Annotated in this window: 22 protein-coding genes and 1 pseudogene; 16 read left to right on the forward strand and 7 right to left on the reverse strand. The window is 60.7% G+C overall.

Going from position 1 to position 23,848, the window contains the following annotated elements; translation table 11 throughout:
- Positions 1 to 26: 26 nt before the first annotated feature.
- The 4 genes from ssuD to CER19_RS12510 are packed head-to-tail and all read left to right on the forward strand — an operon-like array spanning position 27 to position 3,008.
- Positions 27 to 1,175, forward strand: a complete 1,149-nt coding sequence (ssuD, locus tag CER19_RS12495) for an FMNH2-dependent alkanesulfonate monooxygenase (RefSeq protein WP_116666642.1) — start codon at positions 27 to 29, stop codon at positions 1,173 to 1,175.
- A gap of 9 nt (positions 1,176 to 1,184) precedes the next feature.
- The gene (ssuC, locus tag CER19_RS12500; protein ID WP_116666643.1) at positions 1,185 to 1,970 is read left to right on the forward strand and encodes an aliphatic sulfonate ABC transporter permease SsuC; all 786 of its coding nucleotides are present in this window, start codon (positions 1,185 to 1,187) and stop codon (positions 1,968 to 1,970) included.
- Positions 1,967 to 2,773 (forward strand): aliphatic sulfonates ABC transporter ATP-binding protein, encoded by an 807-nt coding sequence (gene ssuB, locus CER19_RS12505; protein WP_116666644.1) that lies wholly within the window; start codon positions 1,967 to 1,969, stop codon positions 2,771 to 2,773. Before ssuC ends, ssuB begins: the two co-directional genes overlap by 4 nt.
- Positions 2,774 to 2,792: 19 nt before the next feature.
- The gene (locus CER19_RS12510) at positions 2,793 to 3,008 is read left to right on the forward strand and encodes a molybdopterin-binding protein (RefSeq protein ID WP_003176783.1); all 216 of its coding nucleotides are present in this window, start codon (positions 2,793 to 2,795) and stop codon (positions 3,006 to 3,008) included.
- Between the two features lie 120 nt (positions 3,009 to 3,128).
- On the opposite strand, the gene CER19_RS12515 is transcribed toward CER19_RS12510, so the two are convergent.
- Both CER19_RS12515 and CER19_RS12520 read right to left on the reverse strand, forming a co-directional pair.
- A complete protein-coding gene (locus tag CER19_RS12515; protein WP_073451845.1) occupies positions 3,129 to 3,758 on the reverse strand; it encodes a TetR/AcrR family transcriptional regulator in 630 nt (209 codons plus the stop codon).
- Between the two features lie 229 nt (positions 3,759 to 3,987).
- Positions 3,988 to 5,364, reverse strand: coding sequence for a glutamine synthetase family protein (locus CER19_RS12520; protein WP_003195252.1), 1,377 nt, complete (start codon positions 5,362 to 5,364; stop codon positions 3,988 to 3,990).
- Positions 5,365 to 5,961: 597 nt separating this feature from the next.
- Between CER19_RS12520 and CER19_RS12530 the strand changes: the two genes are divergently transcribed.
- The 7 genes from CER19_RS12530 to CER19_RS12560 all read left to right on the forward strand — a co-directional run bounded on the left by CER19_RS12530 (position 5,962) and on the right by CER19_RS12560 (position 14,363).
- Positions 5,962 to 7,320 (forward strand): glutamine synthetase family protein, encoded by a 1,359-nt coding sequence (locus CER19_RS12530; protein WP_116666646.1) that lies wholly within the window; start codon positions 5,962 to 5,964, stop codon positions 7,318 to 7,320.
- A gap of 58 nt (positions 7,321 to 7,378) precedes the next feature.
- On the forward strand, positions 7,379 to 8,743 hold the full coding sequence (locus tag CER19_RS12535; protein ID WP_116666647.1) for an aspartate aminotransferase family protein: 1,365 nt from the start codon (positions 7,379 to 7,381) through the stop codon (positions 8,741 to 8,743).
- A 183-nt stretch (positions 8,744 to 8,926) separates the two neighbouring features.
- A complete protein-coding gene (locus tag CER19_RS12540) occupies positions 8,927 to 10,021 on the forward strand; it encodes a polyamine ABC transporter substrate-binding protein (protein WP_116666660.1) in 1,095 nt (364 codons plus the stop codon).
- Positions 10,022 to 10,262: 241 nt separating this feature from the next.
- A complete protein-coding gene (locus tag CER19_RS12545; RefSeq protein ID WP_116666661.1) occupies positions 10,263 to 11,357 on the forward strand; it encodes a polyamine ABC transporter substrate-binding protein in 1,095 nt (364 codons plus the stop codon).
- Between the two features lie 65 nt (positions 11,358 to 11,422).
- Positions 11,423 to 12,565, forward strand: coding sequence for an ABC transporter ATP-binding protein (locus CER19_RS12550; protein ID WP_003195240.1), 1,143 nt, complete (start codon positions 11,423 to 11,425; stop codon positions 12,563 to 12,565).
- On the forward strand, positions 12,562 to 13,482 hold the full coding sequence (locus CER19_RS12555) for an ABC transporter permease subunit (RefSeq protein ID WP_003195238.1): 921 nt from the start codon (positions 12,562 to 12,564) through the stop codon (positions 13,480 to 13,482). Before CER19_RS12550 ends, CER19_RS12555 begins: the two co-directional genes overlap by 4 nt.
- A complete protein-coding gene (locus CER19_RS12560) occupies positions 13,479 to 14,363 on the forward strand; it encodes an ABC transporter permease subunit (RefSeq protein ID WP_116666648.1) in 885 nt (294 codons plus the stop codon). The genes CER19_RS12555 and CER19_RS12560 overlap by 4 nt, the downstream gene beginning before the upstream one ends.
- Positions 14,364 to 14,491: 128 nt before the next feature.
- Here the strand turns inward: CER19_RS12560 and CER19_RS12565 are convergent, their stop codons facing one another.
- On the reverse strand, positions 14,492 to 15,133 hold the full coding sequence (locus CER19_RS12565) for an HD domain-containing protein (RefSeq protein WP_116666649.1): 642 nt from the start codon (positions 15,131 to 15,133) through the stop codon (positions 14,492 to 14,494).
- A gap of 248 nt (positions 15,134 to 15,381) precedes the next feature.
- Here CER19_RS12565 and CER19_RS12575 point away from each other — a divergent pair, with 248 nt between their 5' ends.
- A complete protein-coding gene (locus tag CER19_RS12575) occupies positions 15,382 to 16,347 on the forward strand; it encodes a GlxA family transcriptional regulator (RefSeq protein ID WP_116666651.1) in 966 nt (321 codons plus the stop codon).
- Positions 16,348 to 16,466: 119 nt separating this feature from the next.
- Here CER19_RS12575 and CER19_RS12580 read toward each other — a convergent pair whose 3' ends face one another.
- Both CER19_RS12580 and CER19_RS12585 read right to left on the reverse strand, forming a co-directional pair.
- Positions 16,467 to 18,821 carry a penicillin acylase family protein gene (locus tag CER19_RS12580; protein WP_116666652.1) on the reverse strand — a complete coding sequence of 785 codons (2,355 nt, stop codon included), beginning with the start codon at positions 18,819 to 18,821 and terminating at the stop codon, positions 16,467 to 16,469.
- Between the two features lie 26 nt (positions 18,822 to 18,847).
- Positions 18,848 to 19,423, reverse strand: a complete 576-nt coding sequence (locus CER19_RS12585; protein ID WP_116666653.1) for a DUF6436 domain-containing protein — start codon at positions 19,421 to 19,423, stop codon at positions 18,848 to 18,850.
- Positions 19,424 to 19,521: 98 nt separating this feature from the next.
- Between CER19_RS12585 and CER19_RS12590 the strand changes: the two are divergent.
- A pseudogene (locus CER19_RS12590) lies at positions 19,522 to 20,462 on the forward strand (alpha/beta hydrolase).
- A gap of 82 nt (positions 20,463 to 20,544) precedes the next feature.
- Here the strand turns inward: CER19_RS12590 and CER19_RS12595 are convergent.
- Positions 20,545 to 21,297 (reverse strand): DUF2059 domain-containing protein, encoded by a 753-nt coding sequence (locus tag CER19_RS12595; RefSeq protein ID WP_116666654.1) that lies wholly within the window; start codon positions 21,295 to 21,297, stop codon positions 20,545 to 20,547.
- A 131-nt stretch (positions 21,298 to 21,428) separates the two neighbouring features.
- Here CER19_RS12595 and CER19_RS12600 point away from each other — a divergent pair, with 131 nt between their 5' ends.
- On the forward strand, positions 21,429 to 22,061 hold the full coding sequence (locus tag CER19_RS12600) for a 2OG-Fe(II) oxygenase (RefSeq protein WP_116666655.1): 633 nt from the start codon (positions 21,429 to 21,431) through the stop codon (positions 22,059 to 22,061).
- 2 nt (positions 22,062 to 22,063) lie between these two features.
- The gene (locus tag CER19_RS12605) at positions 22,064 to 22,546 is read left to right on the forward strand and encodes a DUF523 domain-containing protein (protein WP_116666656.1); all 483 of its coding nucleotides are present in this window, start codon (positions 22,064 to 22,066) and stop codon (positions 22,544 to 22,546) included.
- Between the two features lie 108 nt (positions 22,547 to 22,654).
- Here CER19_RS12605 and CER19_RS12610 read toward each other — a convergent pair whose 3' ends face one another.
- Positions 22,655 to 23,128, reverse strand: coding sequence for a transporter substrate-binding domain-containing protein (locus tag CER19_RS12610; protein ID WP_116666657.1), 474 nt, complete (start codon positions 23,126 to 23,128; stop codon positions 22,655 to 22,657).
- A 134-nt stretch (positions 23,129 to 23,262) separates the two neighbouring features.
- Between CER19_RS12610 and CER19_RS12615 the strand changes: the two genes are divergently transcribed.
- Complete coding sequence (locus CER19_RS12615; protein WP_116666658.1) at positions 23,263 to 23,703, forward strand: DUF4399 domain-containing protein; 441 nt, start codon at positions 23,263 to 23,265, stop codon at positions 23,701 to 23,703.
- Positions 23,704 to 23,848 lie beyond the last annotated feature (145 nt).

A 23,848-nucleotide genomic window follows, 5' to 3' on the forward strand; every position in this document is an offset into this window, starting at 1 on the left:
TCCAACTTCATTCAGGAGACAACTCCATGAGCCTCAATATTTTCTGGTTCCTGCCCACCCACGGCGACGGTCATTACCTTGGCACCGCCGCAGGCGCCCGCGCTGTCGACCACGGTTACCTGCAACAGGTGGCCCAGGCTGCCGACCGCCTGGGTTTCGGCGGGGTGTTGATCCCTACGGGACGCTCCTGCGAAGACTCGTGGTTGGTGGCCGCCTCGCTGATCCCCGTGACCCAGCGCTTGAAATTCCTGGTTGCTCTGCGCCCTGGGATCATCTCCCCGACCGTGGCCGCGCGTCAGGCCGCGACCCTGGATCGCCTGTCTGGTGGTCGTGCGCTGTTCAACCTGGTCACCGGCGGCGATCCGGAAGAACTGGCCGGCGATGGATTGTTCTTAAGCCATGAAGAGCGCTACCAGGCGTCGGTGGAGTTCACCCGTATCTGGCGCCGTGTGCTGGAAGGCGAGACCGTGGACTACGACGGCGAGCACATCAGCGTCAAAGGCGCAAAATTGCTCTACCCGCCGATTCAGCAGCCACGCCCGCCACTGTACTTCGGTGGTTCCTCCGAAGCCGCCCAGGACCTGGCGGCCGAACAGGTGGAGATGGTGCTGACCTGGGGCGAGCCGCCGGCAGCCGTTGCGGAAAAGATCGCGCAGGTGCGCGCCAAGGCTGCAAAGCTGGGACGCACGGTGCGCTTTGGCATTCGCTTGCACGTGATCGTGCGCGAAACCAACGACGAAGCCTGGAAAGCCGCCGACAAACTGATCTCCCACCTGGACGACGAGACTATCGCCCGCGCCCAGGCGTCCTTGGCGCGCTTCGATTCGGTGGGCCAGCAACGCATGGCAGCCTTGCATGGCGGTAGCCGTGACAACCTGGAAGTCAGCCCCAACCTGTGGGCCGGCGTCGGCCTGGTACGTGGCGGCGCAGGGACGGCGCTGGTGGGCGATGGCCCAACGGTTGCTGCGCGGGTCAAGGAATACGCGGACCTGGGTATCGATACCTTTATCTTCTCCGGTTATCCACACCTGGAAGAGTCGTATCGGGTCGCCGAGCTGTTGTTCCCGCACCTGGATATCGAACGTCCCGAGCTGCCCAAAAGCGCCGGCTACGTCAGCCCGTTTGGCGAGATGGTTGCCAACGACATCCTTCCCAAAGCTGCGTCACAGAGCTGAGGCGCCGTTATGGACTTAGAAAAAATCAGCCATCGCGTGGCGCCCTGGGTGCTGCCGGTCTTATTGCTGGCGGTGTGGCAGTTGTCGGTGTCGGCGGGTTGGTTGTCGACGCGCATTCTGCCAGCGCCGAGTGCAGTGATCGAAGCCGGGGTTAACCTGGTGGTCAGCGGCGAAATCTGGACGCACCTGGCCATCAGCGGCTGGCGCGCTGGCCTGGGCTTTGTGATCGGTGGCAGCATCGGTCTGGCCCTGGGCTTTATCACCGGGCTGTCGAAGTGGGGCGAACGCTTGCTCGACAGCTCCGTGCAGATGATCCGCAACGTGCCGCACCTGGCGCTGATTCCGCTGGTGATCCTGTGGTTCGGTATCGATGAGACCGCGAAGATTTTCCTGGTGGCCCTGGGTACCTTGTTCCCGATCTACCTGAACACTTACCACGGCATCCGCAATGTCGACCCGGCGCTGGTGGAAATGTCGCGCAGCTATGGCTTGTCCGGTTTCAGCCTGTTCTGGCAAGGGATCCTGCCAGGCGCGCTGCCGTCGATCCTGGTGGGGGTGCGCTTTGCCCTGGGCTTCATGTGGCTGACGCTGATCGTGGCGGAAACCATCTCGGCCAGTTCCGGCATCGGTTACCTGGCGATGAATGCCCGTGAATTCCTGCAAACCGACGTGGTGGTGCTGGCCATCGTCATGTACGCCATCCTCGGCAAACTGGCCGACCTGGCAGCCCGTGGGCTGGAACGTGTGTGGCTGCGCTGGCACCCGGCGTATCAAGTCAAAGGAGGTGCAGCATGACGGCTCAACAACCTCCGCGTCTGTTGAAGGGCATCCCGCTGGCGGTGCGCAAATTGCGCAAGGCCTTTGGTACCCGCGAAGTGCTCAAAGAGATTGACCTGCATATTCCCGCGGGGCAGTTCGTGGCTGTGGTCGGCCGCAGTGGTTGCGGCAAAAGTACCTTGCTGCGCCTGTTGGCGGGGCTGGACAAAGCCAGTGGCGGCGAGCTGCTGGCCGGCTCCGCGCCACTGCACGAAGCGATTGAAGATACGCGGTTGATGTTCCAGGAAGCGCGCCTGCTGCCCTGGAAAAAGATCATCGATAACGTCGGCCTTGGCCTCAAGGGCGACTGGCGCCCCAAAGCGTTGGAAGCCCTGGAAGCGGTTGGCCTGGCCGAGCGCGCCAATGAATGGCCGGCGGCGTTGTCCGGTGGTCAGAAACAACGCGTGGCGCTCGCCCGGGCGTTGATCCACCAGCCGCGCCTGTTGCTGCTTGATGAGCCGCTGGGCGCACTGGATGCCCTGACCCGCATCGAGATGCAGCAACTGATCGAGAACCTGTGGCGCAAGCACGGTTTCACGGTGTTGCTGGTGACCCACGACGTCAGCGAAGCCGTGGCGATTGCCGACCGCGTGATTCTGATTGAAAACGGCGAAATCGGCCTCGACCTGAACATTGCCCTGCCACGCCCACGAGCCCGTGGCTCACACCGCCTGGCCGCGCTGGAAGCCGAAGTGCTCAACCGCGTGCTGTCGCTACCCGGTTCCCCACCGGAACCCGAACCTGTTTCACCGCTGCCGACGCAATTGCGTTGGGCTCAATAACTCACACAGGAAAAACACCATGACTATTAAAGCCATCAACGTGCGTAACCAGTTCAAAGGCACCATCAAGGAAATCGTGGTCGGCGACGTGCTGTCGGAAATTGACGTGCAGACCGCGTCCGGCATTGTCACCTCGGTGATCACCACCCGTTCGGTCAAGGAGTTGGAGCTGGTGATCGGCAGTGAAGTGATTGCCTTTGTGAAATCCACTGAGGTGTCGATTGCCAAGTTGTGATTGGCACCGTCCTTGAGACCGCTATCGCAAGCAAGCCAGCTCCCACATTTTGATGTGTGAACGCATTCAAATGTGGGAGCGGGCTTGCCTGCGATGAGGCCGGCCCAGACAACACAGCATTCAGCGCTTGGGCAGATAGGCCGGCAAATAAAGCCCCACATACGCATCAAACACCCGCATCCCTTCCTCCGCCATGCGCGGCGTAATCAGCCCATGCTGATGCACCGAACGCGCGTACACGCGGTCGCTCAACTCCAATGCCAGGGCAAACACATCCACATCGCTCGGCAGCGTTGGCACTTCAAAGTGGCGGTTGAACACCGCCAGCATCAAGTCGCCCAATTCCAGATCATGCTGGCGATCGGCCTGGGTCACTTCGGTCAACCCGTGCTGGGCCAGGATCAACTGGCGCGCCGCGGCATCGTTGCTGTAGATGCTGAGCATGCGTTGTTCAACGATGTAGGACAGGTCGCGCCAATGCTTGAGCGATTCATGCTCGATGGGCGCCTGGATGGCAGCGCGAAAGGCTGCGTGAACGTCAGCGGTCAACGCCTCCAGCAACGCCGGCACACTGGCGAAAAAGTGGTACACCGATGACGGTGGAATCTGTGCCCGTTCGGCCACGCTGTAGATCGACAAACTCGCCACACCTTCGGCGGCCAGCAAGGTGCGGGCGGCTTCAAGGATCGCGTCGATCCGGGCCTGGCTGCGGGCGCGGGGTTTGCGAGGGGCGGCGGGGCGGGTGGTCATGGATGTCTCCTACAAGGCAGCGGGCATTGTATGAGCAGGAGTCCTGGTTGTCTGCCAAGCCGCCTTCGCGAGCAAGCCCGCTCCCACATTTAACTGCATTCCAAAGTTGAAACCCGACCCCTGTGGGAGCGGGCTTGCTCGCGAAGAGGCCAACTCGGTCTACCGGTAGAAACCCATAAAAAAACGCCACTGACCAAAATCAGCGGCGTTCTTTTATTGCAGCAACCGCTTATACGGTATGCAGGTACCAGTTGTACTCAAGGTCGGAGATGGAGTGTTCAAACTCCTCCAGCTCACTTTCCTTACAGGCGACGAAGATATCGATGTATTTAGGATCGATGTACTTGGCCATCACCTCGCTGTCGTCCAACTCGCGCAAGGCATCGCGCAGGTTGTTCGGCAGGCTTTGTTCGTTCTGCTCGTAGCTGTTGCCTTCCACCGGAGCGTTCGGCTCGATCTTGTTGGTCAGGCCGTGGTGTACGCCCGCCAGTACCGAGGCCATCAGCAGGTAAGGGTTGGCATCGGCGCCAGCCACACGGTGTTCGATACGCACGGCATCGGACGAGCCGGTGGGTACGCGAATCGCCACGGTGCGGTTATCCAGGCCCCAGCACGGCGAGTTCGGCACGTAGAACTGTGCGCCGAAACGACGGTAGGAGTTGACGTTGGGGCACAGGAACGCCATCTGGGCGGGTAGGGTCTCCAGCACACCGCCGATCGCGTGACGCAATGCGGCGTTCTGCTCGGGATCCTCGCTGGCAAAGATGTTCTTGCCGTCCTTGTCCAGAATGGAGATGTGTACGTGCAGCCCGTTGCCTGCCTGGCCTGGGTAAGGCTTGGCCATGAAGGTGGTGTCCATCTCATGGTCGTAGGCGATGTTCTTGATCAGGCGCTTGAGCAATACCGCGTAATCGCACGCCTTGATCGGGTCGGCGACGTGGTGCAGGTTCACTTCAAACTGCGCCGGGGCGCTTTCCTTGACGATGGCGTCAGCCGGAATACCTTGCTCCTTGGCACCTTCCAGAATGTCCTGGAGGCAGTCGACGTATTCGTCGAGGTCGTCGATCAGGTAGACCTGTGTCGAGTGCGGGCGTTTGCCGGAGATCGGCGAGCGGGGCGGTTGCGGGCGGCCGTTCACGTTCTCCTGGTCGATCAGGTAGAACTCAAGCTCGAAGGCGGCGCAGATGGTCAGACCGAGGTCGTCAAACTTGGTAACAACTTGGCGGAGCACTTCGCGCGGATCGGCGAAGAAAGGTTCACCTTCAAGTTCGTGCATGGTCATCAGCAGTTGCGCGGTAGGGCGCTTTTGCCAGGGTTCATTGCACAGGGTGTCGGGGATTGGATAACAGATTCGGTCAGCATCACCGATGTCCAGGCCCAGGCCGGTGCTTTCCACCGTAGAGCCGTTGATATCCAGGGCAAATAAAGAGGCAGGCAGGTTAATGCCCTTCTCGTAAACCTTGTGGAGGCTGGTGCGTTCGATGCGCTTACCGCGCACCACACCATTCATATCCGCAATTAGAAGGTCTACGTACAGAACCTCAGGATGATCCTTAAGGAACGCGTTCGCTTCGTTAAGCTGAACGGCACGCGGGGGTACCGACATGATGCAACACCTTTGTTGTTAAAAATATCAATCATTGATCTTTTCTGGTTTCAGTCAACCCGAACGGCCTGCCGAAGTCAAGCGAGGCATTTTTTGCCCTAAAAAAGCGCCATGGAGCCTTTTTTGCGGGGTTTTGGGGCGGTTTTTTGGTTTTGAGGGGCTTGGGACCTGCAAGCTTGAGCGGGCCGTGTAGGATTTTTTACGGGGGTGTTGTGTAAAAAAATGAACAAGGCTAAGCTCGATTCAAACCCATAACAGCAATAATACCGGGGTGCTTCATGTTTCACCTGCCGCCAATCGGCGTCTCTGCCTGCTCCAACCAGGCTTTGTCCGCAGCTCGTTCGCCCCGCGTGAATGCCCAGGCACCGGCCAATATTCTTGACGGCCCGGCCGATCTCCTTTTTGCCATCTCCTACGCCACTGAGCGACCCTCATCCGCCGTGCCGATCATAATTGCGCACAACTTTGGCGTGAGGAATGCAACCCATGGGCAAATGGCAGGTAAGCTCCTACCCTGAATGAAAAAACGACGCGGATGCTGCGTCAACCAACGCCTGGCCTTTAATGGATGCCAGGAAACCCAGCCCAGAGGCATTTATGAGTAACAACCTCGACCAGCTCACCGATTGGTTGAAAGACCACAAGATCACAGAAGTCGAATGCATGATTGGCGACCTCACCGGCATTACCCGGGGCAAGATCTCGCCGACCAACAAGTTCATTGCCGAAAAAGGCATGCGCCTGCCCGAGAGCGTTCTGTTGCAGACCGTGACCGGCGACTATGTCGAAGACGACATCTATTACGAATTGCTCGACCCGGCCGACATCGACATGATCTGCCGCCCCGACCAGAACGCGGTATTCCTGGTGCCCTGGGCCATCGAGCCGACTGCCCAGGTGATCCACGACACCTACGACAAGCAAGGCAACCCGATCGAGCTGTCGCCGCGCAACGTGCTCAAGAAAGTCCTCAAACTCTACTCCGACCGCGGCTGGCAGCCCATCGTGGCACCGGAGATGGAGTTCTACCTGACCAAGCGCTGCGAAGACCCGGACTTCCCGCTGCAACCGCCGATTGGCCGCTCCGGCCGCCCGGAAACCGGTCGCCAGTCCTTCTCTATAGAAGCAGCCAACGAATTCGACCCGTTGTTCGAAGACGTCTACGACTGGTGCGAACTCCAGGAGCTGGACCTCGACACCCTGATCCACGAGGACGGCACCGCGCAGATGGAAATCAACTTCCGTCACGGCGATGCCCTGTCCTTGGCCGACCAGATCCTGGTGTTCAAGCGCACCATGCGTGAAGCCGCGCTCAAGCACGACGTGGCCGCCACCTTCATGGCCAAGCCCATGACCGGCGAGCCCGGCAGCGCGATGCACCTGCACCAGAGCATCATCGACATCGCCACTGGCAAGAACGTCTTCTCCAATGAAGATGGGACCATGAGCCAGCTGTTCCTCAACCACATTGGCGGCCTGCAGAAATTCATCCCTGAATTGCTGCCTTTATTCGCCCCCAACGTGAACTCGTTCCGCCGCTTCCTGCCCGACACCTCGGCGCCGGTGAACGTGGAATGGGGCGAAGAGAACCGCACCGTCGGCCTGCGCGTACCGGATGCCGGCCCGCAGAACCGCCGCGGGGAAAACCGCCGGCCGGGCGCCGACGCCAACCCGTACCTGGCGATTGCCGCCAGCCTGTTGTGCGGCTACATCGGCATGGTCGAAGGCCATAACCCGAGCGCGCCGGTGGTGGGCCGTGGTTACGAGCGGCGCAACCTGCGCCTGCCGTTGACCATCGAAGACGCCCTGGAACGCATGGAAAACAGCAAGACCATCGAGAAATACCTGGGGCAAAAATTCATCACAGGCTACGTCGCGGTCAAGCGGGCCGAGCATGAAAACTTCAAGCGCGTGATCAGTTCGTGGGAGCGGGAATTCCTGCTCTTCGCCGTCTGATGCGCCGGGCGCGCCCTTCAAACGGCGCGCCCTTCACTGAAAAGTCTAGGAGATCGGTATGTCCAGCAACAACCCGCAAACCCGTGAATGGCAAGCCTTGAGCAATGATCACCACCTGGCGCCGTTCAGCGACTTCAAGCAATTGAAAGAGAAAGGCCCAAGGATCATCACCAAAGCCCACGGCGTTTACCTGTGGGACAGCGAAGGCAACAAGATCCTCGACGGTATGGCCGGCCTGTGGTGCGTGGCGATCGGTTACGGTCGCGATGAACTGGCCGATGCCGCCGCCAAGCAGATGAAAGAACTGCCGTACTACAACCTGTTCTTCCAGACCGCACACCCGCCGGTATTGGAGTTGGCCAAGGTCATTTCCGATGTCGCGCCGGCTGGCATGAACCACGTGTTCTTCACCGGCTCTGGCTCCGAAGGCAACGACACCATGTTGCGCATGGTCCGCCACTACTGGGCGATCAAGGGCCAGCCCAACAAGAAAACCATCATTGCCCGCAAGAATGGCTACCACGGCTCTACCGTGGCCGGCGCCAGCCTGGGCGGCATGACCTATATGCACGAGCAGGGCGACTTGCCGATCCCGGGCATTACCCACATCGCGCAGCCGTACTGGTTTGGCGAAGGCGGCGAGATGAGCCCCGAGGAATTCGGTGTGTGGGCCGCCAATCAGTTGGAAGAGAAAATCCTGGAGCTGGGCGTGGACAACGTCGGCGCCTTTATTGCCGAGCCGATCCAGGGTGCCGGTGGCGTGATCGTGCCGCCTGCCACGTACTGGCCGCGCATCAAGGAAATCCTCGCCAAGTACGACATCCTGTTTGTCGCCGACGAAGTGATCTGCGGTTTCGGCCGTACCGGTGAGTGGTTCGGTAGCGATTTCTACGACCTCAAGCCACACATGATGACCATCGCCAAGGGCCTGACCTCGGGCTACGTGCCCATGGGCGGCCTGATCGTGCGCGACGAAGTGGTGGCGGTGCTCAACGAAGGGGGCGATTTCAACCACGGCTTTACCTACTCCGGTCACCCGGTGGCCGCGGCCGTGGCCCTGGAAAACATCCGCATCCTGCGCGATGAAAAAATCGTTAACCGTGTGCACGACGAAACGGCACCGTATTTGCAGAAACGTCTGAGGGAACTGGGCGATCATCCGCTGGTGGGTGAGGTCCGCGGCGTCGGTATGCTCGGTGCGATCGAGCTGGTGCAGGACAAGGCGACGCGCAAGCGTCACGAAGGCAAAGGCGCCGGCATGATCTGCCGAACCTTCTGCTTTGAAAATGGCCTGATCATGCGCGCCGTGGGCGACACCATGATCATTTCGCCGCCACTGGTCATCAGCAAGGCTGAAATCGACGAGCTGGTAACCAAGGCCCGCCATTGCCTGGACCTGACTTTGGCTGCCTTGCAGGGCTAAGTGCTAGGCTCAGTGCGCGGTGCACTGGGCGGTTAAAAATGCAGGGGCTTTGGTTGAAAGCCGGCCCCTGAACTTGCCAGACTGTCGCCCTGTTTTGTTGCCCTTCGGTTGGGCCGTAAAACATACAACGCTTGTGGCCCAAAAAAGAAAAAATTGGAGCATCACCAAATGAAGGCATTAGGTTTGAAGAACGCTGGCAAGACCCTCCTCGCCTTGTCCCTGATGGGCGCAATGGCGGGCGCGGCCCAGGCAGACAGTAAAGTGCTGCACGTCTACAACTGGTCTGACTACATTGCACCGGACACCATTGCCAACTTTGAAAAAGAGTCGGGCATCAAAGTGGTGTACGACGTTTTTGACAGCAACGAAACCCTGGAAGCCAAGTTGCTGGCAGGCAAGTCCGGCTACGACATCGTCGTGCCGTCGAACAGCTTCCTCGCCAAGCAGATCAAGGCCGGTGTCTACCAGGAGCTGGACAAGTCCAAGCTGTCCAACTACGGCAACCTGAACAAATCCCTGCTCAAGGCCGTATCGGTCAGCGACCCGGACAACAAGCACGCCTTCCCGTACATGTGGGGCTCGATGGGCATCGGCTACAACCCGGAGAAGGTCAAGGCCGCACTGGGCGTGGACAAGATCGACTCATGGGACGTACTGATGAAGCCGGAAAACATCGCCAAGCTGAAAAGCTGCGGCGTGAGCTTCCTCGATTCGCCAACCGAAATGCTGCCGGTAGCGCTGCATTACCTGGGCCTGCCGACCGACACCACGAAGAAGGCTGATCTGAAACAGGCCGAAGACCTGTTCATGAAAATCCGTCCTTCGATCGGCTACTTCCACTCGTCCAAGTACATCTCCGACCTGGCCAACGGCAACATCTGCGTGGCTGTGGGCTACTCGGGTGACATCGAACAGGCCAAAACCCGCGCGGCTGAAGCCGGTGGCAAGGTCAAGATCGCCTACGACATTCCCAAGGAAGGTGCTGGCAGCTTCTTCGACATGGTCGCCATTCCCAAGGATGCCGAAAACGTCGACGCTGCCTACGCATTCATGAACTACCTGCTCAAGCCAGACGTCATGGCCGCGATCACCAACAGTGTGCGTTTCCCGAACGGTAACGAGAAAGCCACCGCTCTGGTCGATAAAGACATCACCAGCGACCCGGGTATTTATCCGTCGGCCGAAGTGCAATCCAAGCTCTACGCCATTGCCGACATGCCGGCGGCAACTCAGCGTGAAATGACCCGTAGCTGGACCAAGATCAAGTCCGGTAAATAACGCCAGAAACCTGTAGGAGCGAGCTTGCTCGCGAAAATCGTCAACGATAACGCAGCGCCTCTGGTCGCCCGCGTTGCCTGTGAGTTCTTCGCGAGCAAGCTCGCTCCTACAAACAGCGGCAACCGTACAGAAAATAAATGACAGAAAGTTTTGCCGGATCGGTTTATCGAAGGTAAGTTGCGCGCCGGTTTTGTTGCCGGGCAACAACTTCAAGGCCCCAACTATTCAAGAGGACCTCCACTTGCCAATTTCTTTATTTCGCAAAGCCATGCTGGTGGGTGCAGGTATCACGCTGGCTGCCAGCGTACAGGCCGCACCGACGGTGCATATTTATAACTGGTCGGACTACATCGGCCCCGACACCCTGGCCAACTTCGAAAAGGCCAGCGGTATCAAGCCCGTGTATGACGTGTTTGACTCCAACGAAACCCTGGAAGGCAAGTTGCTCGCCGGGCGTACCGGCTACGACGTCGTGGTGCCGTCCAACCATTTCCTGGGCAAGCAGATCAAGGCTGGGGCGTTCCAGAAGCTCGACAAGTCGTTGCTGACTCACTACGCCAACCTCGACCCGGTGCTGCTCAAGCGCCTGGAAAAGAACGACCCGGGCAACCAGTACGCGGTGCCGTACCTGTGGGGCACCAACGGCATTGGCTACAACGTCGACAAGGTCAAAGAAGTGCTGGGTGTCGACAAGATCGACTCCTGGGCCGTGTTGTTCGAACCGGAAAACATGAAAAAGTTGGCCACTTGCGGCGTGTCGTTCATGGACTCGGCCGATGAAATGCTGCCCGCAGTACTCAACTACATGGGCCTGGACCCCAACAGCACCAACCCGGCCGACTACAAGAAAGCCGAGGAAAAACTGCTGAAGGTGCGGCCCTACGTGACCTACTTCCATTCCTCCAAATACATCTCGGACCTGGCCAACGGCAACATCTGCGTGGCGGCCGGTTTCTCCGGCGATGTGTTCCAGGCCAAGGCCCGTGCGGCGGAGGCGGGCAAAGGCGTGAACATCGCCTACACGATTCCCAAAGAAGGCGGCAACCTGTGGTTCGACGGGCTGGCGATTCCCAAGGATGCCAGCAACGTCAAGGAAGCCCACGCCTTCATCAACTATTTGCTGCAGCCTGAGGTGATCGCTCAGGTCAGCGATCAAGTCGGTTACGCCAACCCTAACCCAGGGGCGGACAAACTGATGGAGCAATCGATACGCACCGACGCAGCGGTTTACCCACCGCAGGCGGTTCTCGAGCGGACATTCGTCAACTTTGAGCTACCCCCGAAAGTGCAGCGTTTAATGACCCGTAGCTGGACCAAGGTCAAGACGGGCAAGTAAAGCTAAAACTATCCAAGGCTGGCCCGCATTGGGCCGGCTGCACAGTTTTTTTGGGAGTTTCGTAAATGGCAGTTGCCTCCGGCGCCTATAAGAAAGCCCTCGAGGGCGACCAGACACCGAAAAAGGTGCTGGTCAAAATCGACCGGGTCACGAAGAAGTTCGACGAGACGATTGCCGTGGACGATGTGTCCCTGGAAATCAAGAAAGGCGAGATCTTCGCCTTGCTCGGCGGTTCGGGTTCGGGCAAATCCACCTTGCTGCGCATGCTTGCAGGTTTCGAGCGCCCAACCGAAGGTCGCATCTACCTCGACGGTGTGGACATCACCGACATGCCGCCCTACGAGCGGCCGATCAACATGATGTTCCAGTCCTACGCCTTGTTCCCGCACATGACCGTGGCGCAGAACATCGCCTTCGGCCTGCAACAGGACAAGATCCCCAAGGCTGAAGTCGACGCACGCGTGGCCGAGATGCTCAAGCTGGTACAGATGAGCCAATATGCCAAGCGCAAGCCGCACCAATTGTCCGGCGGCCAGCGCCAGCGCGTGGCCTTGGCCCGCTCCTTGGCCAAGCGCCCGAAACTGCTGCTGCTCGATGAGCCGATGGGCGCACTGGACAAGAAGCTGCGCTCGCAGATGCAACTGGAGTTGGTGGAAATCATCGAGCGCGTTGGGGTGACCTGCGTGATGGTGACCCACGATCAGGAAGAGGCCATGACCATGGCCGAACGCATCGCGATCATGCACCTGGGCTGGATCGCCCAGATCGGCAGCCCTATCGATATCTACGAAACTCCCACCAGCCGCCTGGTGTGCGAGTTCATTGGCAACGTCAACATCTTCGACACCCAAGTGGTGGACGACGCCGAAGGCCACGCGGTGCTCAAATGCCCGGACCTGGACCGCGACATCTACGTGGGCTACGGCATCGCCACCTCGGTGGAAGACAAGTCGGTGACCTACGCCATCCGCCCGGAAAAGCTGCTGGTGACCACCGAAATGCCAACCTGCGAGCACAACTGGTCCAGCGGCAAGGTGCACGACATTGCTTACCTGGGCGGCCACTCGGTGTTCTACGTGGAGCTGCCGAGCGGCAAGCTGGTGCAGTCCTTCGTCGCCAACGCCGAACGCCGTGGCCAGCGCCCAACCTGGGGTGACCAGGTGTACGTGTGGTGGGAAGACGACAGCGGCGTGGTACTTCGCTCATGAACATGAAGAAATTCAAGCGGCGCTTGGATCGCATCGTGCCCAATGGCAAGCAGGTGGTCATCGGGATTCCCTTCCTCTGGCTGTTCCTGTTTTTCGCACTGCCGTTTTTCATCGTGCTGAAAATCAGCTTTGCCGAAGCCGATGTGGCGATCCCGCCCTATACCGAGATCTATACCTACGTTGAGCAAAAGCTGGAGGTGGTGCTGAACCTGGCCAACTACAGCTTGCTGGCGGGCGACGAGTTGTACATCGCCGCCTACCTGGGCTCGCTGAAGATGGCGTTTTTCAGCACGCTGCTGTGCCTGCTGATCGGCTACCCGATGGCCTACGCCATTGCCACCGCGCGCAAAGAGATGCAGACCGTGCTGGTGCTGCTGATCATGATGCCCACCTGGACCGCGATCCTGATCCGGGTGTATGCGTGGATGGGCATCCTCAGCAACAACGGCCTGCTCAATGGCTTCCTGATGTCCATGGGCTTGATCAACGAGCCGCTGCAGATCCTCAACACCAACATCGCGGTGTACATCGGCGTGGTCTATTCGTACCTGCCGTTCATGATCCTGCCGCTGTACGCCAACCTGGTGAAGCACGACCAGAGCCTGCTGGAAGCCGCCTCCGACCTGGGGTCGAGCACCTTCAACAGCTTCTGGAAAATCACCGTGCCGCTGTCCAAGAACGGCATCATCGCCGGTTGCATGCTGGTGTTTATCCCGGTGGTGGGCGAGTTCGTGATTCCTGAACTGCTCGGCGGCCCGGAAACCCTGATGATCGGTAAGGTGTTGTGGCAAGAGTTCTTCAACAACCGTGACTGGCCGGTGGCGTCTGCCCTGGCGGTGGTGATGCTGGCGATCCTGATTGTGCCGATCATCCTGTTCAACCGCAGCCAAGCCAAAGAGCTGGAGGGCAAGATATGAAGCGCTTTCGTTTCTCCAGCTTCATGCTGGTCGCAGGCTTGTTGTTCATCTACCTGCCAATGTTGATCCTGGTGATCTACTCGTTCAACGAATCCAAGCTGGTGACCGTGTGGGGCGGTTGGTCGATCAAGTGGTACGTGGGCCTGTTGGACAACACCCAGTTGATGGGCTCGGTAGCCCGCTCCCTGGAAATCGCCTGCTACACGGCGGTGGCGGCGGTAGCGTTGGGTACCCTGGCGGCCTTCGTGCTGACGCGCATCAGCCAGTTCAAGGGCCGCACGCTGTTCGGTGGCCTGGTGACGGCACCGTTGGTGATGCCCGAAGTGATCACCGGTCTGTCGTTGTTGCTGCTGTTCGTGGCCATGGCGCAGATGATCGGCTGGCCCCAGGAGCGTGGCATCGTCACCATCTGGATCGCCCACACCACCTTCTGTGCGGCGTATGTGGCGGTGGGGGTGTCGGCGCGCTTGCGCGAGCTGGACCTGTCGATCGAAGAAGCGGCGATGGACCTGGGCGCACGGCCGTGGAAGGTGTTCTTCCTGATCACCATCCCAATGATTGCGCCGTCGCTGGCGGCGGGCGGCATGATGTCGTTCGCGCTATCGCTGGACGACCTGGTACTGGCCAGCTTCGTGTCGGGCCCCGGTTCCACCACCTTGCCGATGGAAGTGTTCTCGGCGGTGCGTCTGGGGGTTAAACCCGAGATCAACGCCGTGGCGAGCCTGATTCTGTTGGCGGTTTCGCTGGTGACCTTCCTGGTGTGGTTCTTCAGCCGTCGGGCCGAAGAGCATCGCAAGAAGGCTATTCAGCAAGCGATTGAAGAAGCCGCGGCGGATGGCTGGCAGCAGCCGGACAAGCGCCGGGCGCCAGCGCCGGTCTAACTGCCGACGCGATCCACTGTAGGAGCGAGCTTGCTCGCGAAGAACGTTAACGATGACGCTGGGTACCTGACACCCAGCGGCGCTCTCAGGTTTTTCGCGAGCAAGCTCGCTCCTACAGTGGGGCTTAGCTAGGCAGCCCACGGCGACGTGCGGATCACCTGCACAAAATTCATCGGTTTGAACCCCGGCTCCTGGTCCACCAGCACATCGGTCTTCACGTTGCCAAACGTGGTCTGCGGGCGATGGCGCAAGCCGTCGGCGAACGCGCAGATAATGCACTCCTTGAACCCTTCACCCCGTGGATGCGCGTGCACCACCGCTTCGCGATGCGCGCTGCTGAACGCGGTGTAGTCCATGCCCAGCACGTCCATCTCCACACCGGCGGTCACCAGCGCTACGGTGGGGCGCAGGTGTTTCGGCACGCCCGGCGTGGTGTGCAGGGCGATGGACAACCACACTTGTTCGATATCGTCATCGCTTAACCCATAAGGTTTGAGGAACGCAGCGGCGGCGTTGGCGCCGTCCACTTCGAAACGCTCGTCGTCACTGCGGTGGCCTTCCACCAGGCCCAGGTCATGGAACATCGCGCCGACGTAGAGCAACTCCGGGTTGTAGGCCAATTGCTTGCGCTCACCGCTCAAGGCGCCGAACAGGAAGACCCGGCGCGAATGGTGGTAGAGCAGGTCCGATTCGACGTCGCGGATGTATTCGGTGGTGGCCCTGGCCAAGGCGCTGTCAGGGATCTGGATACCGGCTATGGTGGTGCTCATGGTGGATCTCCTCTGGAAAGATTCCAGTCTGGTCCCATGACCCTGAAGCGGCTATCGCCACAGGGGGGCGATCCCGGCCAATGTGCCGCCACATCGCGCCAAGCATGTAGGCGATCCCCTGTGGGAGCTGGCTTGCCTGCGATAGCATCACCTCGGTGTACCTGAGGTACCGAGTCGTCTGCATCGCCGGCAAGCCAGCTCCCACAAGGGGTTTGTGTTTATTCAGTTGGAAAAAGGTGTTTGTGACCATGGGCAAAACCGTCGCCATCCTGATATTCCCCGGTGTCCAGTCGCTGGACGTGACCGGGCCGATGGATGTGTTCTGCGAGGCCAATCGCTTCCTGGCGCCCGAGGATCACTATCGGCTGGAAGTGCTCGGCTTCGGCCACGGCGTCATGGCGGCCTCCAACGGTTTGTCATTGCAGGCCCACAAGCACTACAGCGAAGCCCGGCAACCCTACGACCTGTTGCTGGTCGCCGGTGGCCCGCAGTTACCCTTCGAAGACTTTGGCCCCGAGTTTGACGCCTGGCTGCGCGCGGCCGCCGCGAAGGCGCAGCGCTTTGGCTCGATCTGCAATGGCGCCTTCATGCTGGCCCGTGCAGGTCTGCTGGACGGCAAGACCGTCACTACCCATTGGAACGATGCCGCCAGCCTGGCGCGCCTGTGCCCCTCGGCCCAGGTCGAAGCCGACCGCCTCTATGTGCAGGACGGCAAGCTCTACACCTCCGCCGGGGTCACGGCAGGTATCGACCTGTCGTTGTACTTGCTGGCCCAGGATCACGGTCCGGAAGTGGCCCTGAGCGTGGCCAAGCGCCTGGTGGTGTTCACCCAGCGCTCGGGCGGGCAATCGCAGTTCAGCCCGTTCCTCACGCCCCATGCCGAAACCACCTCGGCGGTGGCGCTGGTGCAGCTGTACGTGCTGGCCAACCTGACGGGAGACTTGACCATTGCCGACCTGGCCAAGGCGGCCAATATGAGTGCGCGCAATTTCTCCCGGGTGTTTGCCCGTGAAGCGCGGATTACGCCGGCGGAATTTGTCGAGAGGGCGCGCGTGGATGCGGCGCGGGCGATGCTTGAAAGCAGCCACGCACCGCTTAAAACCGTGGCCTATCAATGTGGCTTTCGCGACGCCCAGCACATGCGCAGTGTGTTCAACCGCCGGCTGGGCGTCACGCCGCAACAGTTCAGGCTTAACTTTGCGGCGCCGGTTTGAGCGTGCGTGATCGTTCCCACGCTCTGCGTGGTAACGCCTCTTGGGACGCTCTGCGTCCCGCTTCTGAGGGCGGACGCGGAGCGTCCATGGCTGCATTCCCACGCGGAGCGTGGGAACGATCATCGGGCGGGCAGCAGTTTCAAGGTACCGCGGGTATTGGCCGTCACCTCCTCATCACTGAAGTGCGCCTGCTCGTACCCGCCCTCGATATAGCTCTGCGCCTGGTCGCCATAGTGCGTATCAAAGGGCACACCGCTTTGCCCCACCGGGTTGATGGTGAGGGCGTGGGTCGGGTCGGCGAAGTCGATCAGGCGCCGTGTCGACGGGCCGTAGGTCACCGGCCAAGGTGCCGGGCCAATCGGGGCGGTCTGGTTGTTCGGCACTTCGTGGCTGCCCGGTGCCGGGAACGGGCCGACGTTGAAGATTTTATCCAGCGGTTTTTGCAGGCCCAGCGGGTGGCCGTGGGTCAGGGTGTGCGCCTTGCCCCACTGCCACTGCGCCGGGTCATCGCCGAACGTAGCCTTGAGGTGGGCCAGGCTATTGTCCCAGACGAGCTTGACGGTGTCGGCCCGATTGCCGTTCCACCAGGGTGAGTCTGCCGATGCGGCCAGGCGTGGCAAGGCGGCGTCGATCAAGCGGGTGCCGAGCAGGGTCTTGAACAAGGCATCGCCGAGTTTGGGGTGAAAGGTCGCGTCGCTGAGGTTGAACAGCAACTGGTTGAACAGCGTGGCACTGGTGGAGTCCAGCGGGTAGTCACCTTTCCAGCTGGCAAGCTGTTCCACCAGTTTGAGTTGCGCCGGGTCCTTGACCACCTCGCGCAGCACCGGCAACAGCGGCGCCAGCAGGCGCGGGCCATAGGCGGTGGTGGTACCCAGTTGCAGGGCCTGGCTGTTGGTCACATCCCACTTCACGCTTGTGTCGCTCAACTGCGCGTTCAACTGCTGGCCACGGTCAGCCAGGTTGTAATAACCGGGAATTGGCATGCCGGTGGGCGATGCCGGCTGGGCATTGGCGGACACCACGTAGCCGCGCGGTGGGTTTTCTTCCTGGGGGTTGGCACTGAAAGGGTAGAAACCCAGCTTGTCGGCCTGGGCGGTACTGCCATCGAGGATGAACGCCGGGTTGACGCCAGCTGGGCGGATCGGCAATTGCGCCGCTGCCCACCAGCCTATATCGCCCTTGGCATTGGCCCACACGATGTTCAGGCCCGGCGCCGAAACCTTGGCGGCCGCGGCACGAGCCTTGGCCAGGGTGTCGGCACGGTTGAGCTGATAGAAACCCTCCAGGATCGGGTTTTCACTGTCCAGGAACGCCCACCACATGGCAATCGGTGTGCTGCCAGCGTTCTCACCGAGCACGTCGTTGATGATCGGGCCGTGGGGCGAGCGGCGCAGGGTGAGGGTCACCGGCGCCTGGCCCTTGACCTGGATCTGCTGCTCGCTGCTGCTCATGTCCACCCATTGGTCGTGGTACCAGACCTGGTTGGGGTTGTCCGGGTTGACCTTCTCGGCGACCAGGTCGAGGTCGTCGTTCTGGAACATGGTCAGGCTCCAACCGAAGTCCAGGTTGTGCCCCAGGAACGCCACCGGTACCAGCGCGTTGTGGTAGCCGTACAACTCAAAGCCTGGTGCCGACAGCTGCGCCTCGTACCACACCGAAGGCACCGAGAAGCGGATATGCGGGTCACCCGCCAGCAACGGCTTGCCACTTTGGGTGTGGCTGCCGCTGACGGCCCAGGCATTGCTGCCTTCGAACTGCGGCAGGCCGTTGTCGGCCAGGGCCTGTTCGCTCAGGGCGGCGATGGCGCCAAGGGTCTGCCAATCGCTGGCCGCCAGGTTGAGAGCGCCCTTGGGTTGCCAGTCCAGATCGAAGACGTTCAAGTAGTCGCTGCCCAGCCGGTCGCGCACATAGGTCAGCACCGGCTCGGTGCGAAAGGCTGCGGCAAAGCTGTAGGCCATGTACCCGGCGACGCTGATGCTGTCTTCGGCGGTAAACGGGCGCTTGGTGATGCCCAGTACATCGAACTCCATGGGGCTGGCGTGGCTGTCCTGATACTGGTTGATCCCGTCCAGGTAGGCTTGCAGGGCCTTGGTCGAGGCTGAGCCAGGGTCCATATGCTCTACATAGCTCAGGGCACGCTCGCGGATGCGCAGGCTGCGAAACAGCTTATCGGTCTCCAGCAGCTTGGGCCCGAGTACCTCGGCCAGTTCGCCACGGGCCAGGCGCCGCATGATCTCCATCTGGAACAGCCGGTCCTGGGCATGCACATAGCCCAGGGCGCGGTACAGGTCGGCTTCGTTTTCGGCACGGATATGCGGTACGCCACGGTCGTCGTAGCGCACCGTGACCGAACCTTGCAGGTGCGCCAGCGTCACCGTGCCCTGGCGCGTGGGTTGTTTGCTGTAGACGTACCAACCGGCGCCCAGGGCGACCAGCACAATCAGCACCGCAAAAACCTGCAGGACGCGCTTCATGAACATTCCTTACCAAAGTGGACGGACTACAGATCCTTAGGCCACGAACAATAGCAGCCTACCGCGAGGGTGTGAGTGGCATTCACTTCGCGTCCGGTTCCAAGGGCCTTGAGGATCGGCTCGATAAAACTGTTGCTGGCGTTGCACGTCAGGCCTTCGCTGTAGGGGCCGAAATACGCCAGCTTGCCGGTGCGATCCCAAATGCCCACGGCCGGGCTGGCGGGGATCTGGTCCGCGCCGGGCAGGGCATCGAGGACTTTCAGGTGGCGCAGGTTCTCGGGCAACTGGCCGTGGCTGCCGGGTTTTTGCAGGGCATAGAACTCCACCCCTTGGGGCGCGTACTGCTCGATCAACTCGCCCAGGTGTTGCTGGTTACCGACATTGCACGGGCAGGCCGGGTCCCAGAAGTGCACCAGGCGAATCGGGCCAGGGCCACTGAGGGCGGCGGGCAGTTGCAGCGCATCGCCGGAAAATACCGCGGTGTGTTCGCTGAAGGCGCGCAGGTAGCGGCCCTGGAACCAGTCATAGGCCGCCCACAGCACCCCGGCGCAGATAACCAGGATCAGGCTGGCGAACAGGGCGTTACGGTAGGGCGGTCGCATTGGATGTATCCTCGCAGGTCGCGTAGCTTGCCATGCTTGTCCTGACAGATGAATATCGCAGCTCGATATTCATCTTCACCGCAAGTCTGGAAGCCTTTATGCCCGTCACCTTTGACCCTGATCATCTGCGCGAAAGCTTGCGCCCCCTGATGGATGCGCAGCCGCTGTCAGCCGAGGCGAGGGTTTACCAGCGTTTCTACGGGCTCGACCTGGCCGCACGCCAGGTGCCGGCGGTGGCCGCCTGGGGCGCTTGCAGGAGGGGGGATTTGAGGGGGTGTCCCAGGTCTGGTGGCCGCCAGCGCCGGTGGCGACGATGTTCCTGTTCCACGGTTTCTACGATCACATGGGGCTGTACCGCCATGTGGTGGATTGGGCGTTGGACCAGGGCTTCGTGGTGATCGCCTGCGACCTGCCGGGCCATGGCTTGTCCAGCGGCGTGCGCGCCAGCATCGATGACTTTGCGGTGTACCAGAGCGTGGTGCAGGCCTTGTTCGTCGAGGCCAAGGCGCTGCAATTGCCGCAACCCTGGCACCTGTTCGGGCAAAGCACCGGCGGCGCCATCGTGGTGGACCACCTGCTCAACCACGGCGCCCAAAGCCCGGCCCAGGGCAAGACCTTCCTGCTGTCGCCGTTGGTGCGGCCGCGTGCCTGGGGTTGGTCGCAGGTCAGCTATTACCTGCTGCGCCCCTTCGTCAAAGGCATCGCCCGGCGTTTCAGCGATAACTCCAACGACCCTGCGTTCAAGCCGTTCCTGGAAGCCGACCCGCTACAGCCTCGCCAACTGCCTACCGCCTGGGTGGGGTCGCTGGCGCGCTGGATCAAACGCATCGAAGCCGCACCCCGCAGCCCCCGGCGCCCGGTGATCGTGCAGGGTGAGGAAGATATGACGGTGGATTGGCAGCACAATTTGCAGGTGTTGCGGGGTAAGTTCGACCGGCCTGAGGTGTTGATGCTCAAGCAGGGTCGGCATCACTTGGCCAATGAAATTCCGCAGATTCGCGAAGCATATTTTAGCTTCCTCACGGATCACCTGAAATAACGCAGTCAAAATGTGGGAGCTGGCTTGCCTGCGATAGCGGTGTAACTGACAGATCGCAATCGCAGGCCAGCTCCCACAGGGTTTACTGCGTCAGGCTTGAGGTGCTTTGGCCGACAGCCAGCCCTGCGCGAATGGCCGCCAGGGCAGCCTGGTAATACGCCTTACCCTCCGGCGACTCGGCAAAGGTGGCGAACTCTTCCAGCTCCGGGTCGGACAAATCCCGGTAGACATACAGCAAGGTGTTGTTCAGGTCTTTGTCGATCTGCTGCATCAACCGCTCGCGCTGCCCATTCAACATCCCTTGTGCCTGACCGCCGCCAAGCAGGCCGGGGATCATCTGGCTCAAGCTGTCGGCCGCTACGCCCGCAATCGCCAGGCTGACCTCGGCACCGGCCTCGCGGGCGGGCAGGGCCTGGGCCAGGTGGCCGATGATCAGGCTGCGGGTGGCATCGGCTTCGAGTTTGGGCAGGCCCTGGGCGTTTTTTGCCAGTTGGTCGCGGCGCGTGGCCAGCAACTCGGCGGCGACGATCTTGCGGCCCAGAGGCGATTGGAAAAACGCCAGGGCAGGTTTCGGGTCGGGCAAGTGCTTGCGCAGTTGCGCCTCGGCACGTTGGTCCATGGCCTGGGCGGCAAAGCGTTTATTGCTGTTGTCCACCAGCGCCTGGTACACCACCGGCGGCAGGCTATTGCGGTAGCGCTGCTGGGCGGCACTGAGGGCGTCATTGAAGTGCGCACGTTGTTCGGCCCAGCCGGCGACCTTGTACAACTGGTCATGGCCGTCTGCCCAGACGGGCAAAACGCAGAACATCAACACAGAAAAAAACAAACGACGCATAAGGACTCCTGTCAGTCGGCCACTATTGTCCGTGTCGGGCGTAGGATTTGTCGAGAAGTCCTATCAGTCACCTGACTAAAGTGTATTCAGACGCTCAACGGCGCTGTCGGATTTTCAGGCGTATGGATACTATGCGCGCCATGCAAATACCCCTCGATCACCCGCTGCTGCAACGCATCGTCGACGACCTGGCCGAAAAAGGCTGGTCGCAGCAAAATGGCTTCTTGCCCCAGGCTCTGACCCTGGAGCTGGCGGCTGAGTGCCGTAAACGTGCGGCGCAGGGTGAACTGGCACCGGCGGCGGTAGGGCGTGGGCCGACCCAGGAGATTCGCGAAGGCATTCGCGGTGACCATATCCAGTGGCTGGAGGAGGGCGACGCGCCTATCTGCGACACCTACATGGGCGTGATGGACGGCCTGCGCCTGGCAATGAATCGCAGCCTGTTCCTGGGCCTGGAAGATTTCGAAAGCCACTTCGCGATGTACCCGCCGGGCGCGTTTTACCTCAAGCATGTAGACCGTTTTCGCGACGACGACCGGCGCATGGTCTCGGCGGTGATCTCCTTTAACGACGCCCGGCTGCCCGAGCATGGCGGCCAACTGCGCATGTACCTCAAGGGCGGGGTCGAATACGACGTGGTGCCCACCGGGGGCTGCCGGGTGGTATTCCTGTCGGGCGAGGTGCCCCACGAAGTCTTGCCCGCTACGCGTGAACGCCTGTCCCTGACGGGCTGGTTTCGCCGGCGGGGCAACGAGCCGTTTTAAGCATGGAAAAGATTCTGGTCAGCCGCTGCCTGCTCGGGCACAAGGTGCGCTATGACGGCGGGGCCAGCGGCCCATTCGACCAACTGGCGGCCTGGCAAGCTGAAGGCCGCGTGGTTGCGATCTGCCCGGAAGTGGCGGGCGGCTTGCCCACACCGCGGCCGTCGGCCGAGATCCCCGGCGGGCAGGGCATCGACGTGTGGGAAGGCCGTGCCCAGGTACTGACCGCCGAGGGCGAAGACTTCAGCGGCGCCTTCCTCGACGGCGCCCGCCAAGCCTTGGCGTTGGTGCAACGCCACCACATCCGCATCGCCATTCTCAAGGCCAACAGCCCGTCCTGCGGCAACCTGTTGACCTATGACGGCACCTTCAGTGGGGTGAAGGTCAGTGGCGAAGGCGTCACCGCGGCCTTGCTCAAGCGCCATGGTGTGCAGGTGTTCAGTGAGTTGCAGTTGCCAGAGGCGGCGGTGGCCCTCACGCAGCTTTAAGAAGCTTAAACAGATCAAATGTGGGAGCTGGCTTGCCTGCGATAGCGGTCTGTCAGTTACACATAAGGTGCTGATACACCGCTATCGCAGGCAAGCCAGCTCCTACATTTATTGCACCTCAAACCACTTCTTCGACAGCGCCTTCAACCGGCCATCGTCTTTCACCCGCTTCAATGCCCCGTTCAAACTGGTCTTGAACGCCGGGTTGCCCTTCTGGAACGGGATCGCCAATGCCGGCTTCTGGTGATAAGCCTCACTGAAATCGAAACGATCCTCAAGCGCGGCAGTCATAGCGATATGGTTAATGGCCACGTCGTACTTGCCGGTTGCCACGCCGGAAAGCAGGTCAGCCTCATCCGTGGTGATAAACGAGGAGCGCACCTCCATTTCCTTGGCCAGCAGTTCACCCAGCTCCACTTCAAAACCGGCGAGTTTGTCGCCCTCTTTGAAATTGTACGGCGGGGTGTTGGCTTCCAGGGCGATGCGCAGTTCACCGCGATCGTTGACGTCGTCAATCAGTTCGGCATGAGCCAAGGGGCTCAGAAGAGGAAGCAACAGCAACAGGCCAGGCGAAAAGCGCATGGTCACTCCTAAAGAATTCGTACAGGCGAGGCGCCGTTGAGCATCGTTTTGCTATGGTGTCGGGTGCCTTGGACCGCAATTTATCGCGAAGTTGTCATAACCCTACAGATTTCACCGAAAAACTGGAGAAGCGAATGAAAGCCCTTTTGTCCCGTGCAACGATTGCCAGCCTTTTGCTGGGTACCTCGATGTTGGCCAGTGCCGCAGACCTTCCTCGTACGCCTGCGCCTGCAGGTGCCGAAGTGTTCATCGTCTCGCCGAAAGATGGCGCCACCGTTGATAAAACCTTCACCGTCAAATTCGGCGTCAAGAAGCTGGACCTGGAACCGATCGACAAGCAAGTGCCTAACGCCGGGCACCACCACCTGTTGGTAGACCAGAAGGTGGAGTCGCTCAACGCCAATGAGGCGATCCCGGCCACGCCTACCTCGATTCACTTCGGCAAAGCGCAGACCGAAACCGAGCTGACCCTGACGCCAGGCAAGCACACCCTGCAATTGGTGGCCGGCGACAACGTGCATCGCCAGTTCGAACCCACTGTTGCATCGAAAGTGATCACCGTTAACGTCAAATAAAAAAAACGGGAGCCCTTTGCGGGGCTCCCGTTTTTTATTTGTAGGAGCGAGCTTGCTCGCGAAAATCCCAAGGCCGCCGCGTTTAAACAGGTTAAACGCGTCATCGTTGACGTTCTTCGCGAGCAAGCTCGCGCCTACTAGAAAA

It is taken from the genome of Pseudomonas sp. GL93, assembly GCF_003408955.1.
Taxonomy (GTDB): Bacteria; Pseudomonadota; Gammaproteobacteria; order Pseudomonadales; family Pseudomonadaceae; genus Aquipseudomonas; species Aquipseudomonas paracarnis.